The 16,299-nt window shown below is 40.1% G+C and carries 14 protein-coding genes; 11 read left to right on the forward strand and 3 right to left on the reverse strand.

All coding sequences use genetic code 11. The features are described 5' to 3' along the window. Positions 1-37 precede the first annotated feature (37 nt). Positions 38-778 (reverse strand): MurR/RpiR family transcriptional regulator, encoded by a 741-nt coding sequence (locus tag P2E05_RS00510; RefSeq protein WP_154598569.1) that lies wholly within the window; start codon positions 776-778, stop codon positions 38-40. A gap of 43 nt (positions 779-821) precedes the next feature. Next, positions 822-1,301, reverse strand: a complete 480-nt coding sequence (locus P2E05_RS00515) for a cold-shock protein (protein WP_154622039.1) — start codon at positions 1,299-1,301, stop codon at positions 822-824. Between the two features lie 654 nt (positions 1,302-1,955). Here P2E05_RS00515 and P2E05_RS00520 point away from each other — a divergent pair. Next, positions 1,956-4,682, forward strand: coding sequence for an ATP-binding protein (locus tag P2E05_RS00520; protein ID WP_272657794.1), 2,727 nt, complete (start codon positions 1,956-1,958; stop codon positions 4,680-4,682). Here the strand turns inward: P2E05_RS00520 and P2E05_RS00525 are convergent. Then, positions 4,659-5,804, reverse strand: coding sequence for an MFS transporter (locus tag P2E05_RS00525; RefSeq protein ID WP_272657795.1), 1,146 nt, complete (start codon positions 5,802-5,804; stop codon positions 4,659-4,661). The genes P2E05_RS00520 and P2E05_RS00525 overlap by 24 nt on opposite strands. 235 nt (positions 5,805-6,039) lie before the next feature. Here P2E05_RS00525 and P2E05_RS00530 point away from each other — a divergent pair, with 235 nt between their 5' ends. The 10 genes from P2E05_RS00530 to P2E05_RS00575 all read left to right on the forward strand — a co-directional run bounded on the left by P2E05_RS00530 (position 6,040) and on the right by P2E05_RS00575 (position 16,245). Then, on the forward strand, positions 6,040-6,822 hold the full coding sequence (locus tag P2E05_RS00530) for an SDR family NAD(P)-dependent oxidoreductase (RefSeq protein WP_272657797.1): 783 nt from the start codon (positions 6,040-6,042) through the stop codon (positions 6,820-6,822). A gap of 732 nt (positions 6,823-7,554) precedes the next feature. After that, on the forward strand, positions 7,555-8,121 hold the full coding sequence (locus P2E05_RS00535) for a tyrosine-type DNA invertase (protein ID WP_154622043.1): 567 nt from the start codon (positions 7,555-7,557) through the stop codon (positions 8,119-8,121). Positions 8,122-9,028: 907 nt separating this feature from the next. After that, positions 9,029-9,418: a helix-turn-helix domain-containing protein gene (locus tag P2E05_RS00540; RefSeq protein ID WP_154635685.1), complete on the forward strand. Its 390-nt coding sequence runs from the start codon at positions 9,029-9,031 to the stop codon at positions 9,416-9,418. Between the two features lie 82 nt (positions 9,419-9,500). After that, positions 9,501-10,064: a fimbrial protein gene (locus tag P2E05_RS00545; protein ID WP_154622811.1), complete on the forward strand. Its 564-nt coding sequence runs from the start codon at positions 9,501-9,503 to the stop codon at positions 10,062-10,064. Positions 10,065-10,130: 66 nt separating this feature from the next. After that, positions 10,131-10,676: a fimbrial protein gene (locus tag P2E05_RS00550; protein ID WP_272657798.1), complete on the forward strand. Its 546-nt coding sequence runs from the start codon at positions 10,131-10,133 to the stop codon at positions 10,674-10,676. Between the two features lie 28 nt (positions 10,677-10,704). Continuing rightward, a complete protein-coding gene (locus tag P2E05_RS00555) occupies positions 10,705-13,236 on the forward strand; it encodes an outer membrane usher protein (protein ID WP_154622810.1) in 2,532 nt (843 codons plus the stop codon). A gap of 13 nt (positions 13,237-13,249) precedes the next feature. After that, positions 13,250-13,999 carry a fimbria/pilus periplasmic chaperone gene (locus P2E05_RS00560; protein ID WP_154622809.1) on the forward strand — a complete coding sequence of 250 codons (750 nt, stop codon included), beginning with the start codon at positions 13,250-13,252 and terminating at the stop codon, positions 13,997-13,999. A gap of 10 nt (positions 14,000-14,009) precedes the next feature. Then, positions 14,010-14,624, forward strand: coding sequence for a fimbrial protein (locus P2E05_RS00565; protein ID WP_154622808.1), 615 nt, complete (start codon positions 14,010-14,012; stop codon positions 14,622-14,624). A gap of 39 nt (positions 14,625-14,663) precedes the next feature. Further along, positions 14,664-15,230 carry a fimbrial protein gene (locus P2E05_RS00570; protein ID WP_154635686.1) on the forward strand — a complete coding sequence of 189 codons (567 nt, stop codon included), beginning with the start codon at positions 14,664-14,666 and terminating at the stop codon, positions 15,228-15,230. Positions 15,231-15,243: 13 nt separating this feature from the next. Beyond that, positions 15,244-16,245: a fimbrial protein gene (locus P2E05_RS00575; RefSeq protein WP_230085797.1), complete on the forward strand. Its 1,002-nt coding sequence runs from the start codon at positions 15,244-15,246 to the stop codon at positions 16,243-16,245. Positions 16,246-16,299: the final 54 nt, after the last annotated feature.

Genomic DNA, 16,299 nt, shown 5'->3' on the forward strand with positions numbered 1-16,299 from the left:
AGCAGGATATTTTGAAATATGACAAGTGCAGCTTATTTTAAAGCAAATACTCTAATTCATTGATCAATAAGTCAACTAAAATAAAAAAGCCGGTTCTGGATTTAGTATCATCGATCTTCGTGTCATAACTATCTGAAAAACAAAATAGAGTATTATCTGCATAGCTAGTAAGCTCATTGGTATGAAATGCAGTCATACTAATGATATTTGCCTCTTTTAACTGCACAATCTTCGCGGTTTCAATGATTTTTTTTGTTCCCCCAGACAGAGAGATAAAAATCACTGTATCGTCCTTGGTCACTAAGCGTGTGAATGAATCAGAGAGGTTGTAATCATTAATAAAAAAGCAATGAAGTCCCAGTGCAAACAGCATATGTTCAAGATAAAAACCTACCGCTTTACTTGTTCCCCTAGCAACAATAAAAATGTTCCTAGAATGACGCAACGTTTTGGCACAATTAGCAATTTGCTCCTCATTGATCAATGTAAAACTTTTATTAATGTTTCTTTCTAGTTGTTTTTTATAAGATGACGGGGTTATTTTTTCTGTTTTATTCTTACTGAGAATATAATTATTAATTTGAAATTTAAGCTCTTTAAAACCACTAAACCCTAATTTTTGCGATAAGTTAATGATCACCGTTTTTGAGACAAAGGTTTTAGCCACTAATTCATTAATATTTAAATAAGGGATATCAGTAATATTATCGGTAAGATATTTTAAGACTTTTTTTTCGCTAATTGTTAAGTTATCGTAATTTTTTAAAAATTCCAACATACCTTACCGCCCTATTCAGTATAAAAACAGCATCAAAAACCGGTTACTTAATCAATTTTACCGTTTCATCAATATCTATTTCATCTTCTGAGAAGATCAGCGTTGTGCCATGTAACGTGGTGATCGCCAATTTTTTTAATGAGCGCATATCACCCGCTTTAATCTCTGATTTTGGCCTAATACTATTCATTAAAGCACCTACAGATAATACGGTATTTTCTTTATTAATTCCTGTGTCAGCAGGGACTTCTTCACTGTAAACCTTATAAGACTTAATAGATGTCAGCTTAATACGTTCACCAGCAATATAAATATACTTGCTTTCAGGTATCACTTTAACAGCGTAAGCCGATAACCCTTTATTATTTGTTGTTGGCTCAAAGGTGACCGCTGCATTTTTCTTAATCAAATCAGGATTGGCGACCTTAATCACATGAAAATAGCGGTTATCGCCGTTTTCATCTTTGATAAACCCAAAACCTTTATCTTCAAACCACGTTGTGATTTTTCCATTCATCGCCATTACCGCCTATTTAATGATGTCATTACAGCTTGCAGTATAAAGCACAATGAGAGTGCAAACTATGCCTTTAATTTAGCTTGTTACCTAAAAATTAGTTATTTTAAGCTAAATAATTCGAGGTGCAGCTGAGTCACAAATCAATGTATTACCATCGCTTAACAAAACACAGCAACGTGAAGTAAGACGAGCATATCCATCCTCATACTTCGATTAGGCCGTGAAATCTTCACAATTATCGATACCCTTATTGCCCTACAATACCATACTGAAATAGAGCCTCTCTACCAAGACGATCAACAAATTCGGTGTTACTCAGAACCTTGGCTGACGTTAGTTAGAAGAAGCGAAAGGGGCAGGGTGAATATTACGGCACTGCAAGATTGACTGAAAAGAGGCTAATGAAAAAGTAGCTGTTTTGTTATTTGATTTAATATCAGCTTAATCATGAAAGTCCACGTTGTGCCAAATGTGGAGATTGTCTCTCTATATGGTTCTATTCAATGTTATTGTGCTTTATATAACTCACCTGAGTGTGATGAAAAATCACCCATGTTATTATTGCTGAATTAACTCCAGCGCTATGTGACACGTTGCCCCTGATTTTATACTACCGCAGACCTGCAACAGAGGATCCCGACAGAAGAGAGTGACACCATGAAAGCTACCGATGAAATCCGCTTCGCTGAGTGGCAAATTTGGCCTCAATTGAGGATCCTACTGCATCGCGGTAAACCGGTTAAAATTTCTGCTAGAGCCTTTGATGTGCTGGTTGTTCTGGTCAGTGCAGAAGGTGAAGTCGTCAGTAAAGACAGGTTGCTTACTCAGGTATGGGGTAATGAAATTGTTGAGGAAAATAATCTTCAGGCGCAAATTTCCGCAATTCGCCGCGTGCTTGGCCGTGATCGTCATCTTCTAACGACCGAATTTGGTTCCGGATACCGCTTTAATCTTTCATCCAGACCTCCAGTAATATTGCCAGAGCCAGCCAGAAAATCTCCCGTTGTTTTCCCCTTCCTGACATCAATTTTAGGGCGTGACCAAGCTGTACAGGCGGTCAGCGCCTTAATGCGTCAGCATCCTCTGGTCACCATCACGGGTCTAGGCGGCGTGGGTAAGACACGTCTTGCATGGGAAGTCGTTAATCGGGTCCGCACAGAGTATCCCGATGGTGTGTGTGTGGCTGAACTGGCACACATCACCGACGCCTCCAGTCTTCTCTCTGTTTTCTCGCAGGCCTTGCATCTACCATTGGCTGCTATTCATAACGACCATGATTTATCTCACCAGCTTGCTCGACGCGAATGCTTACTGATGATTGATAATGGCGAACATGTGATTAAAGAATTAAAACCGGTGATTGCCCTGCTACTGAATGCGGCACCGAATATTACTATGTTGCTTACCAGTCAGGTGGCAACAGAGATGGCAGGTGAGCAACAGTACCTCTTACCGCCACTTCAGGTTCCGGAAAAAGAAGAGACCGATTTTCAACGTTTGTTGCTGTTTCCCAGCGTCCGCCTGTTTATTGAACGGGCTCAGGCCCAGCGATTTGATTTCCATCCGTCAAATGCGGAACTCTCTGTGATAGGTGAATTATGCCGTCATCTTGACGGGCTCCCCCTAGCAATTGAACTTGCTGCCTCTCGGTTGCCCATTATGAGCGTCAGTGAGATTTATCATTGTTTGGAGGATCGCTTTCAGCTTCTGAGTAACAGGCAAAGCGTTCGGGTATCCCGACATCAAAAAATCAAGACTACGCTGGAGTGGACTTATCAATTACTCAATCCACGTGAACAGAAATTATTCTGCTCTTTGGGGATTTTTACCGATATGTTCACGGTAAATGCGGTTATCGACTTCTTGCAGTCCCCTGAAGAAAATGGTTGGCAGATTGTCGACGATCTCCAACGATTACTCTCCTTGTCACTGATTCAGGTCAGTACTCAGGTACCCGTTACCCGTTTTCGTTTACTGGAAACACTCCGGCAGTTCGCTTGCGATAAACTCAGGCAGCAAGGCGAATACCCAAGGCTTGCCGCTCAACTTGCTGATTATTGCCATCGCCAAGCGGAGCAAGCTCAGCTTGATTGGTATAAGCTGCCAACGAAACAGTGGCGAGCACGTTATGACTCTGTCCTTAATGATTTACGCAGTGTTTTGCAGCACACCTTAACTGAAGGGGCTGATCAAGCAAAAGGGCTTGAGATATTACAGGCCATGACGCCGTTCTGGATTGAATATTCACTTTATAATGAATGCCAGCGTTATATTTATCCGTTGCTCGGTGAAGCGCCTTTAACATTACAGCAGAGAATGAATCTCAACGCAGCAGCGGGCAAAGCGTCTACTTGGGCAAAAGGGCCTACTCCTGAAACTTGCCTCACTTGGCAAACGGCGCTGACACTTGCAGAACAACTCGACGATAACGAGATCCGCTTACAGGCTTACTACGGACTATGGTTGTATAACTTGCGAACCGGAAAACTGGATCAATCGCTTCACCATGCGCAGTCAATGTGCATGCTTGCGCGAACGATTAATGATACTAACGCGCTGGCTACAGGGTTGCGAATCTTGGGGGTATCTTGGCATTTTTTGGGTCAGCATGCTCTCGGTCGCGATTATCTGCAACAATCTCTGGATAGATTTGCCATTGACGGTTCCGGTCACACTTTCCGTTTTGGACTCGATCAGGAAACCGCCGGTGAGGCATTTTTATCCCGTGTACTCTGGGTACAGGGGGAGTATAGAGCCGCTAAGCAGGTGGCATGGCGAGCAGTGAAAAAAGCGGCACGTTTGCAACATATTTGTTCGCTGTGCTGCGCACTGGCCGAAGGTGCCTGCATGACAGCCGCGCTGGATCGTAATCCACGTTGGGTAAGAAAGGCCGCTATCTGGCTTATTGAACTGGCAGAAAAGCACGATCTCTATTTTTGGAAAACCTACGGTGAGTTGTTTCTCCATTGGGCTGAGCAGTTCAGCCATCCCGCTATCAAGCAAACGACATTGTTTAACTCGCTGCGTGCTATGGGATTAGACTGGCAGTACTCCCCTTTATTATCAGAAATGGACACCAGACTGTTACAGCAAACCCCGCATGAAAATTGGTGTACGCCCGAACTGATACGTCTTGCCGCCACACACTTACCTATCTACGCCCAGCGCCAGCAACTGGAACTGGCACTGAATAAAGCACACCAGCAACAGGCATATGGGTGGGCTTTGCGCATCGTTTGTTCGCTGGCAACGCTACAGGCTGAAACGGGTGACAACGTGGGGGCAAAACAGTTAATCATGGAAGTGCTAAGCCATATTGATGATTCTCAACACTCGACAGATATCAGAAATGCGGTCGCGCTATGTACTCGTCTGGGGGGATGAAGTGTTGCGTCTGATGGCGATTAACATACCCAATATCACCAGCCCCGCCCCAGCAGCAACGATCAACGTCCAGTTATGCGTGCTCTCCCATAGCCAGGTGGCTGTCAGTGAGCCGCATGCACCACCTATAAACATGACGCACATAAAGAGTGTATTAAGACGGTTTCGGGCATCGGGGGACAAAGAATAAATGGTGTGTTGATTGGCGATCAGGACACATTGTTCTCCCGCATCCAGTAACAGAATCCCCACCACCATACCGGCTATACTGTTCCAGCCCCAGAAAACAGCCCAAGCCAGCAGCATGAGTACCACGCCCAAGATAACCATTCGGAAAGGGCCTTGACGATCGCTGACACTTCCTGCCAGAGGCGCGCACAGAATTCCGATTAACCCCAGTGCTGCCAGCGATCCCGTTATACCCGCACCGTAATGGTAGCGATGAGCTAGCCAGAAAGGCAGTGCCGTCCATAGCACACTGAAGGAAGCAAATAATAGGGCCTGTGTCAGTGTGGCATTCCGCAGCAGTGGCTCGCTTTTCCACAGCAGCCTTAAGGAACGCAGTACCGCGAGGTAGTTAAATTTCGGGGTGGGCAACGACTGAGAAGGCAAAATACGGGCGATGAAAAATATCGCCAGCAGTGTCATGATCGCGCCCGATAAAAAGACCCCCCGCCAGTCGAAATACTGACCGATAAAACCGCCAATAGCCCGTCCCGCGAGAATTCCAGCCAGAACACCGCTCATTACCGTGCCCACCGTTTTACCGCGTGATGAACTTTTCGATAGCGAAGCCGCAAGCGGTACGATTTGTTGGGCGACGGTTGCTGCAACGCCCGTCAGGAAGGAAAAAAACACCAGTACTGATGCTGTTGGAGACAGTATCATGCCGATCAGTGCCAGAAACAGAACTTGTGCCTGACGCAGGATAAGTCGTTGACGTTCTATATAATCGCCCAGAGGGATCAGTAAGAACAAGCCAGCTGCATAACCTAACTGGGTGGCCATGGGGATCAACGAAACCGCTTTCCATTCATTAGGAAAAGAGCCGGCAATCAGATTCAAAACGGATTGATTAAAATAAATATTAGCGACAACAATACAGCAGATAATTGCCAGCATTAGGATCCTGACTGAAGAAAGCTCGTGGCTATCACGACACATGTTCACACCTCGTTCTAAACTCAATGTTGTCCACTCTATGCAATGCCAATCTTCGATTCTTTGATCACTTTTTTCAGACGTCTGAATTTTGCTCCCCAAGCGTCTGAAACAGAAATTTGCGACTAATGTTGTTCACATTAATCATGGGTCATCATGTAAGGAGCAGAAAATGGATTTAAAACTGGCAGGAAAAGTGGCTCTAGTAACCGGGGCCCGAACCGGTATTGGTTTCAGTATTTGCGCAGAGCTGGCGGCGAATGGCGTGCATCTGGTCATGGTTGCTAGACAAAAAGCGGAATTGATATTAGCAGCACAAAAAATTGCAGATAAATACGGTGTAACGGTTCTGCCTATTGCTGGGGATGTCACGGATCCTGAACTGCCTGAGCTGGTGGTCAAACAGGCCGAAAGTGTTTTTCAGCACATTGATTTGCTCGTAAATAATGCAGGAAGAGCCCATGCGGGCACGTTGCTGACCACATCAGAAGAAGAGTGGCAGTCGATGACAGAAACTAAATTTTCTGCAATGCGACGTTTTTGTAAGGCCGTCATCCCCAGAATGCAGGCCCGAAACTGGGGACGGATTGTGAATATTTCCTCTATTGGCGGGATCTATCCAAACCCGCAACTGACGGTTTCGCATGCTCTGAGCGCGGCAATCAATAACCTGACCCGTAGTCTGGCACTGAGTGTTGCACCTAATGGAATTTTGGTCAATGCAGTGGGGGTGGGCGCTGTCACAACCGATAATTGGGCCCAGAATATGCTGCCGAATGTCCGCAATCGTCGTCCTGAGCTGGCTGACAAAACGGATAAGGAGGTCATGGCATTACTGGGTAAAGAAAAAACACCTGTAGGCCGTTTTGGATTGCCGGAAGATATTGCGGCAATAACCGCATTCTTACTTTCTGATCGGAATCAGTTTGTTACCGGTCAGACCATTGAGGCCTCAGGCGGGGCTGACCGATTTATGTAATATGCCGGATGCCTCTTATACAGACGCTGGTGGATTCATGAGTATTTTCGGATTCGCCAGCGTGGTAGATTTTTCAAACAAAGTGCATAGGAAGCTAAGCTTGCCAGTCAAAGAGCAGTAAGCACAGACGGATAGCGGTGAAAGTGTACAAACTAAAAAGCCTTAATTGTGAACCTTCCACTAATGGCCGGAAAGGGGGTTCAAGCCATCTACATCATATGGCTGCAATATAAGAGGATGAAATATCGTTTTGTCGGTAAAGGAAAAAATACTTTCGATAGGGGAAAAACCCCCCGTGTCTGCTCTGCTTAAACTGCATGAGTTATACGAATAAAGCGGACCCAAAGCGTTTTTTTATCTCTTCTTCACCTATTTAATAAGCCTTTTTAAATACCCAGTCATGGTTCAATCTACCGAAAATGTTCAATGGTTAGATTATTCAAACATGTTTTTGAATAGGGCAGCACGATAACATTGACTCATAAATCAGCTTACCTCTGGAAGCCAAATCAAAAGATATATTTTATCTTTCAATTACGTCATTCTTTTGGCTTTTTTTCGCTTTTTAATCCTATTTAAGAGTATAAAAAGTCGCCATGCTCAAATACGTGTATTCAGGTATCATCACGTATTTTTCTGGCATATTATATCTAATTTTCTGAAAATTAATTATTTTTAGTTAATTTATTGTTGGTATATAGCGAAATGTAACGAGGTATAAATGAGATCATAATGACTAAACGTAAATTTATTACACGAACAGAAGTGAATTCCCTATTAAAAGCAACACAGCAAGGTCGCTATCCCAACCGCGACTATTGCTTGTTATTAATGAGTTTCCTACATGGTCTAAGGGTTAGCGAGCTTACTCATATCACTATGTCGGATATTGATTTTATACAGAAAGTTATCTATATCAGGCGATTAAAAGGGGGGCTATCCACTGTTCAACCGATAATCCCAGAAGAATTTACCGCGATAGAAAGATGGTTAATTGAGAGAGACTCTTGGAAAACTTCTGGCTCAGATTGCTTATTTATCTCTCAGAAAGGGAGCCAAATCTCTCGCTATCAAATCTATCGTCTATTTGAGCAATACGGCAAAATCGCAGGACTTCCTGTCAAGCTCCACCCGCATATGCTAAGACATGCATGTGGATATGCATTAGCTGATCTCGGTAGGGATACTCGATTAATTCAAGACTATTTAGGCCACCGAAATATAGCCCATACTGTCATTTATACCGCAAGTAATGAAAAACGCTTTAGTGGTATTTGGTCTAATCAAGAGACGGCTTAATGAGCGATGTCAGCATGAAACCAAAGCTCAATATTATAAAATGAATTAAATATCAGGAACACCACAGTTATTCAGCTGATTGGCTTTATGGCTGAGGTGTTTTTATAAAGAAGTTGAGCTCACTATTCCTCAAATAGAGCGGTAGATACATTATATTAAAATATGGTTAGTTAATTATTTTACTTATTTTTCTTTAACCAATTATCATCATTTAAATACTCTAAATATGAGTATTTATACTTACGTGTAAAATTAACAATATATTATCAATAAAAATACATAAGAATTACACAAATGATCTTATTGAGATTGTCATATAAAGATAATTTATAGACATAAAAAACTGATTTAATATTTTCCGGTGTTTAATGCTAAAGTTGTTATTTTACGCAATTTAAATAACTGAAAAATAAAATTATAAAGCAAAAAATAAGATGAAAATATAAACAAAATAAAACAATACATATAAATCAATGGGGTATATCAAATGCCGTTTAAAATCAAATGGTAACGCAACATAATAAATCAAAATGTTTAAAATGCTTAATAAGTATAATTCTGAGACTAACCAAAATCAAACAGCATAAAATTCTGTTTGCATAATACTTTTTAGCTATTATCAGCAATTAATGTATAAATTTGTTATCTACAACAAAAAGTTACCGACTGCTGTGTGTTTATCAAAAAAAAATAACTAGTCAAATGATCTATCCTTACTATACATATACGCAAATTAAAGATTTTAATTCTAAAAAATACAATATATAAAACAAATTTGCTAAAACCTATTTTACGCAACATTTTGATTTATTTTGTTGCGTTTGTTGATTGCAAGATAATCGAATTATTTGCTTTTTAGGCGGGATTGATTATGTAGCCATATTACATAAAGCTTTATTGGTGAGATATGAAAAATAATAAGTTAAAAACCAGTATAGATAATTTTCAGAAAATAATAACTGAACAAATTGGTTTGGAATTATCCCATCTTAGAAAAGAAAAAGGACTAAGTGGTAAAGATCTAGCTAAAAAATTAAAGATATCACAACAGCAAATTTCTAGATATGAAAGAGGAGTCTGTAGCATTAATTGTGGAATGCTATTTTCAATCTTATTTTATCTAGATACTCATCCTAGTAAGTTTTTCGAAAATATAATATCTAAAATAAATGAAGAATATCCTGATGCTAATTCATTTATTCATAACAATGAACATTTTTCAGATGAGCAAGATGATTTTCATTATATTTTCAATCGACAAACAGAAATTATATTAAATTCTGTATACAGTAAGTAGTTATTAAAAAAACATACAGTTTTAACTATGCTCACTTAATTGTTGAGTAACCATCACTTTGTTATATATCAATGAGGTTCAAATGAAAAAAGTATTTGTAGCAGCACTTGTTTCTGCCGCTATCGCTTCTCCAGCACTCGCTGATCAAGGGCATGGTAAAGTGACCTTTAAAGGTGAAATTATCGATGCACCTTGCTCAATTAGCGCTGACTCTATTGACCAAACAGTATGGTTGGGCCAAATTGCTAACTCTGTTTTAGCAAATGGCGGAACTTCTAGTGCTAAACAATTCAATATTGAATTGGAAGACTGCGTATTCCCTAAAGATGCAGAAGACAAAGTCTACAATGACAAGGTCAACATCACATTCTCTGGCGCTAGTGCTGCGTTTAACCCTAAATTATTAGGTGTAACAGGCTTAGATGCAACGGACCCAACTAGCGCTGGTAACGTTGGTATTCAATTAATTGATACAAACGGTGTTGCATTAGATATGGGTGTTGCTACAGCACAAGAACATCAATTACAAGCGGGTGATAATATTCTGCGCTATAGCGCTTACGTACAAGGTGCAAACGTTGCAGTAGATAAAATCCCCCTAGGTAAATTCGAAGGTGTGACTAACTTTACCTTAACTTATAACTAATTGATTAGTTAAAGAGGAGTACTTTCGTATTCCTCTATTAATCACCAAATTAAGTCAGAGGCTAAAGTGAAAGGATTTATCTATTTCCCAAGAAAAGTATCTTCCCTATTTCTGCTAACATTATTTCTTTCGCCAAAAATGGCGGCATCACCTCATGGATGGGGGAAAGTCACAATGGGCGGCGAAATAGTCGATACTGCCTGCGCAATAGATATCGGGTCAAGGGATCAGACCATTAATATGGGGGTACTTCCAACAAGCTATATTCGTGAAGTTGGGAAAGGCCCCATAAAAGAGTTCAATATTAAACTTGTTGATTGCCGTTGGGAAAAATACTCAAAAGAGAATAACGAATGGAATTCATTTGAAGTCACTTTTGATGGTCCATCAGAAGGGGGGTTTTTCACCCTTTCGGGTGAGGCAAAAGGAGTGCAATTGGCATTGCATGATCTCTCCGGATATTCCATTACACCAGGAAAGCCATTGCCTGCATTAGGAATGACTCCCGGCACAATGATACTGAAATATCAAATGCAATTAGTCACCAACTATCATCCTGTTAAAGCGGGTAATTACCAAACCTTACTAAGGTTCAAGGTCGATTATTATTAATTCTAAAAGTTATATTGGTGTTTTAGGGATGTTTTTTATGTTTTTTAAACAAGACAAAATAAATATAATAACGACAATGATAATGATTACTTTTGGATCATTATCAGCCCAGTTATATGCCGCCGATACCATACAGTTTAATACGGCATTATTTGATTTAGAAGACAAAAAAAACATCGATATTAAGCAATTCTCACGTGCTGGCTATATTATGCCTAGCACTTATCCGCTAAAAGTCCAATTAAATAAAGAAACTCTGCCTGAGCAACGATTTTCATTCTATGCACCTGAGGATGACCCTGAAGAAAGTCTTGTGTGTATTACTCAAGAACAAGTTCAACAGTTAGGGTTAACGGCGGATGCTTTGAAGAAAATAACGTGGTGGCATAATAATGAATGCCTTGATTTAAACAGCTTACCCGGTTTCAAAGCTCATGGGGATTTATCTGACTCAACATTATATTTGAGTATTCCTCAAGCCTATCTTGAATATAGAACCACGAATTGGGATCCGCCTTCTCTTTGGGATGAAGGGATTTCAGGGGCTATTTTAGACTACAACATTAACGCAAGAGCTAATAAGCCTCATGACAACAATAGCAACTATAATATGACGGCAAATGGTGTTATTGGTGTAAACCTTGGCGCATGGCGCTTTAGGGGAGATTGGCAAGGAAATGCTCAACGAGAAACTGGCTCAAATAGTAAAAGTGAGCATAATTTCCAATGGAGCCGACTTTATATTTATAAAGCATTAACCAGTATCAAAGCAAAATTGACCTTGGGTGAAGATTATCTAAACACGGATTTATTCGATAGTTTTCGATTTACAGGTATAAGTCTACGCTCTGATATTTTAATGCTCCCACCTAATTTACGTGGATATGCACCTGAAATAACAGGGGTTGCGACAAGTAATGCGACGGTCATTGTTAGCCAACAAGGCAGAATTATTTACCAAGAACAAGTCGCTGCTGGGCCTTTTCGCATCCAAAATTTAAGTGATGCGACGACAGGTAAGCTGGATGTTCGCATCGAAGAACAAGATGGCTCGGTTCAAGAATATCAAGTTGAAACGGCCAATATTCCTTATTTAACCCGCCCAGGCAGCGTTCGGTATAAATTAGCCATGGGGCGTCCTACAGATATGGATCACCATGTCAATGGCGATACATTTGCAAGTGGTGAAATGTCTTGGGGGGTTACCAACGGCTGGTCGTTATTCGCAGGTTCATTAAATAGCCAAGACTACAATGCATTTAACGTGGGTGTAGGGCGAGATTTATTAGCATTTGGCGCCTTGTCTTTCGATGTTACGCATTCCATTGCAAATATTCCTAACCATCAAAAACTGACAGGTAATTCTTATCGAATAAACTATTCGAAACGTTTTGATGATTATGATAGCCAAGTCCAATTCGCAGGTTACCGTTTCTCAGAACGTAGTTTTATGACGGTGACTGATTTTTTAGCGGCTAAAGATTCAGGTGAGCGTCAAGGCAGTAATAAAGAAATGTATGTGATTTCCTTAAATAAAAATTTTAGGGAATCAAAAATTACAGCGTATTTAAACTATTCGCATCAAACCTATTGGGATAAGCCAGAAAGCAATCGCTACAACCTCATGGTGACAAAAACCTTAGATTGGGGAAGCTTGAAAAATATTAATATATCGTTATCAGCTTATCGCAATAAATATAACGAAACAAATGATGATGGCCTTTATATCTCAGCATCAATGCCTTGGGGAAATGGTGCCAATATAGGTTATTCATTACAAGCAACGCGGGATGATACCGTTAATCGAGCAACCTATTATGACAAGCTGTCAGATAGAGCCAATTATCAAGTCAGTGCAGGTTCAACCAACAAAGGCGGAACCGCGAGCACCTACCTTACCTATTATGGAGATAGTGCTAAATTAACCGCGAATGCGAGCTATATTCACAACAATTACACGTCATTTGGGTTAGGGGCTCAAGGTGGAGTCACCATGACCTTAAATGGTGCTGATACTCACCGTGTATCAAATATTGGCGGCACTCGCTTACTGATCGACACCGACGGCGTAGCTAAAATTCCCGTGTCAGATCGTGGGATCCCTATTGCATCGAATGCATTCGGTAAAGTTGTTGTCCCTGACCTGAATAGCTATTACCGCAGTAAAGTTAAAGTCGATTTAAACGCATTACCCAATAATGCCGAAATTACTGACTCCATTGTTCAAGCGACATTAACAGAAGGAGCAATTGGTTACCGTAAGTTTAATGTGTTATCGGGCGAAAAAATGATGCTTTCAATGCGCATGTCTGACGGTTCTGTACCGCCATTTGGTGCTCAAGTTACCAATTTAAAAGGAAAAGAAACAGGAATCGTCACTGATAATGGATATGCCTACATCAGTGGTATCAACCCAAATGAAATGATGATTATTCATTGGGGTGGTGAAGCGCAATGTGAAATTCATTTTCCTGAGAACTTAGAAACAATTAATCAAGGCTTATTTATTCCTTGTAAACCATTATCGAATAAACGTAATGAAACAGATAATAATCTGTAGATGAGTGATTGCTATGAAGAAATTAACTAAATTATATATCAATACTATTTTATTAAGCAGTTTATTTAGCGGAAGTGCTTTATCCGCAATTGCTATAGATAGAACTCGGATTATTTTTAATGGCGATCAAAAAAGCGTTTCAATCACCATTACCAATAAAAATAACCAACTGCCTTATTTAGCACAAGGCTGGATAGAAAATATTCAAGGGGTAAAAGTGAACTCACCTTTTGCTGTATTGCCCCCAGTGCAAAGGGTTGAGCCTGAAAAATCGAGCCAAGTTCGTGTTGAGGCACTGCCGGAAATAAGCCAATTACCTCAAGATAGAGAAAGTGTTTATTACTTTAACTTAAGAGAGATCCCACCGAAAAGTGATAAACCGAATGTTTTGCAATTAGCTTTACAAAGCAAAATTAAATTATTTTATCGTCCTAAAAATATCATGCTCAGTGAGACTGAAATGTTGAATAGCCCTTGGCAGGAAAAAACACAGCTGATTAAACAAGGCGACCAATATATTATTAAAAACCCAACGCCTTTTTATATCACAATTATTGGCGCAGCTGAGCGTATGAATTCACCTGTAAATCAAAACTTTAAAGCCGTTATGGTCGCTCCGTTTAGTGAAGAAAACTTAGGTGTGTCAAGCTCTACTGTGGGGACGAGCCCTGTACTGACCTATATCAATGATTATGGTGGTCGCCCTAAATTGCAATTTAAATGCCAAGCCAATATCTGTCAGGTTGCGCCTGAAAATAAATAGAGAGGAAAAGATGATTAATCAAAAAAATCTTCCCTTACTTCTCGGGTTATTTTTTATTGTTCCTTCACCGGTGATATATGCGGTAGCTGAAAATACTTTTGATAACACCGCAGGAAATTGGGATGTCGAAGGTGCAAATGGAAAAATTTTTGTTTACGGCTCCTTAACTGAGAGTGCTTGTCACTTATCGATGGATTCTGCATTTCAATCGGTTGATTTGGGTAATATTGACACCGCGTCATTAAAAGTCATTGGTGCTCAAGGACATAAAACCCCTATTTATATTGAATTACTGGATTGTATCGAAACGCCAACCGTCCTAAGAGATGACAAATCAGGTAATGTTACTTGGAGTACTTCCCAACCGGGTATGAAAATTCGTTTTATTGCTCCCGTTGTTCCGTTTCGTCCTAGTATTGCCCGTGTTGAAGGTGTTACGGGGCTAGGGTTGCAAATCACCAATCTAAAAGGAAACGAAATCGTTTTTGGTGAATACAGCGAACCACAACTGATTTCGTCTGGACAAAATATTTTAACTTATTACGTTGCCCCCGTTAGAGTTGCTGAAAAATTACAGGCGGGTGCGTACAGAAGCGTTATTTCTTTTCAAATCACCTATGAATAAGCTTACCCAATTGGCTGATATAGCATTGAAGGTATTTATATGAATCACTTAAATTTCAAATTTTATAAATTAAAAAAGATAATACTCACAATGCTATTAAGTTTATTCTTTTTTTCGTCACCGAATTATGCAAAGAATGGTCAAATCGGTGAAATTAAGATTCGTGGATTACTTGTCGCCGAAGCTTGTACAGTGAGACCCGGTGATGAAAATATCATTGTGGACTTTGGTACTATCGTCAATAAATACCTTTATATTAACCAAAAAACACCACTGGAAAATTTTAATATTCATCTAGATGACTGTGATAACAGTATCTTTAAAACAGTCGCTGTCAAATTTACAGGAACAGAGGATCCAAATTTACCGGGGCTGCTGGCAGTGGATTCTGCCAGCATGGCTTCAGGTATAGCAATTGAAATTTTAGATTATAGCGGTAAAAAAATTCCCATTAATAGCATGACGCCCGCATACAATTTAGAAAATGGTACGAATATTTTAAGTTTTAATGCGAATGTGCAAGGAGAACCTGATGCAATAAAAAATAAAAGTATTGCATTTGGCCATTTTACTGCAACCGCTGTTTTTAGTTTAATTTATGATTAGGGTATCAGTAAAAATGAAGATATTATTATTACTCCTCGTAACCTCATTATTTTCCCCTTCCATTTTTGCATTTCAATGCAGAACAAATGGTGGTCAAGAATTTCGTGGCGGAACACAGAATATTTATGATGTACCTATTGATAATGATATTTTTGCTGTACCTAATCGAATTAATGAGTTTGCGGATGTGAGCGATTTCATGACTTGCCGTAACGAGGCACCTTCTGCATACGTTGATTACCTCAATGTTACAGGGGCGAGTTTAGGTCCTGCATTTAGAAATAACCCAGAATTAAAAGCCGGCGTTGTTATACGTGGTGCTTATTATTTAGCGCCATTTAGTGGTCGAGAAATTCCCGTTTTCCGTTTAACAACCGCCACTGAGCCTCTGCCAATAAAGTTATATTTACAGGTAAATGTGAGGCCAACGCCTTCCGTATTGGTGAGAAAAGGTGATCTGTTAATGACATTGGATCTCCATAAATATGCGACATTTATAAATAGCAACCAATATATTGACCATTTCTATTATAGATGGAATTTCTATTCTGGAAATGATGTGGTGGTAGGGACAGGAACTTGTGATATCAATAATAACCAAATCATTATTGTTGATTTTGAAATGGTCAATGCATCGGGTATTTCAACAGTTGGTAGCGCAAGCCGCTTTCAGCGCAATGTTGAGCTCACATACAGCTGTGAAGATAATAATCTCACCGCACCAATAAAAATGACCTTAAGCGGTGAAACCTCAACCTTTTCGTCTGATGCATTGCTCATTAGAACGGGTGATATCGGCAATCAAGGTCCTATCATGCGCGGATTAGGTGTAGAGGTTTATCATCAAGGACAACGAGTATCGCCGATGAATGGCTCTTTCAATTCAAAAATAGAGAATGGGCGTGGCCGAGATACACTAATGTTTACGTTAGTTAAGAAACCTAATTTATCGCCAAATGAGCTAACAGAAGGGCAATTTAATTCTGCCGCGACAATTATCATGTCTACACCTTAATTATAAAAAAGGGGCTATTATCAAATAAAAATCTCTTTTAATAACGGCTCGTTA

It is taken from the genome of Providencia stuartii (assembly GCF_029277985.1).
In the GTDB taxonomy this organism is placed as follows: domain Bacteria; phylum Pseudomonadota; class Gammaproteobacteria; order Enterobacterales; family Enterobacteriaceae; genus Providencia; species Providencia zhejiangensis.

Excerpts from the sequence above, each read along its gene's own strand:
- P2E05_RS00510 (WP_154598569.1), bottom strand. The coding sequence starts at position 778 with ATGTTGGAATTTTTAAAAAATTACGATAACTTAACAATTAGCGAAAAA.
- P2E05_RS00515 (WP_154622039.1), bottom strand. The coding sequence starts at position 1,301 with ATGGCGATGAATGGAAAAATCACAACGTGGTTTGAAGATAAAGGTTTT.
- P2E05_RS00520 (WP_272657794.1), top strand. The coding sequence starts at position 1,956 with ATGAAAGCTACCGATGAAATCCGCTTCGCTGAGTGGCAAATTTGGCCT.
- P2E05_RS00525 (WP_272657795.1), bottom strand. The coding sequence starts at position 5,804 with ATGCTGGCAATTATCTGCTGTATTGTTGTCGCTAATATTTATTTTAAT.
- P2E05_RS00535 (WP_154622043.1), top strand. The coding sequence starts at position 7,555 with ATGACTAAACGTAAATTTATTACACGAACAGAAGTGAATTCCCTATTA.
- P2E05_RS00540 (WP_154635685.1), top strand. The coding sequence starts at position 9,029 with ATGAAAAATAATAAGTTAAAAACCAGTATAGATAATTTTCAGAAAATA.
- P2E05_RS00545 (WP_154622811.1), top strand. The coding sequence starts at position 9,501 with ATGAAAAAAGTATTTGTAGCAGCACTTGTTTCTGCCGCTATCGCTTCT.
- P2E05_RS00555 (WP_154622810.1), top strand. The coding sequence starts at position 10,705 with ATGTTTTTTATGTTTTTTAAACAAGACAAAATAAATATAATAACGACA.
- P2E05_RS00560 (WP_154622809.1), top strand. The coding sequence starts at position 13,250 with ATGAAGAAATTAACTAAATTATATATCAATACTATTTTATTAAGCAGT.
- P2E05_RS00565 (WP_154622808.1), top strand. The coding sequence starts at position 14,010 with ATGATTAATCAAAAAAATCTTCCCTTACTTCTCGGGTTATTTTTTATT.
- P2E05_RS00570 (WP_154635686.1), top strand. The coding sequence starts at position 14,664 with ATGAATCACTTAAATTTCAAATTTTATAAATTAAAAAAGATAATACTC.
- P2E05_RS00575 (WP_230085797.1), top strand. The coding sequence starts at position 15,244 with ATGAAGATATTATTATTACTCCTCGTAACCTCATTATTTTCCCCTTCC.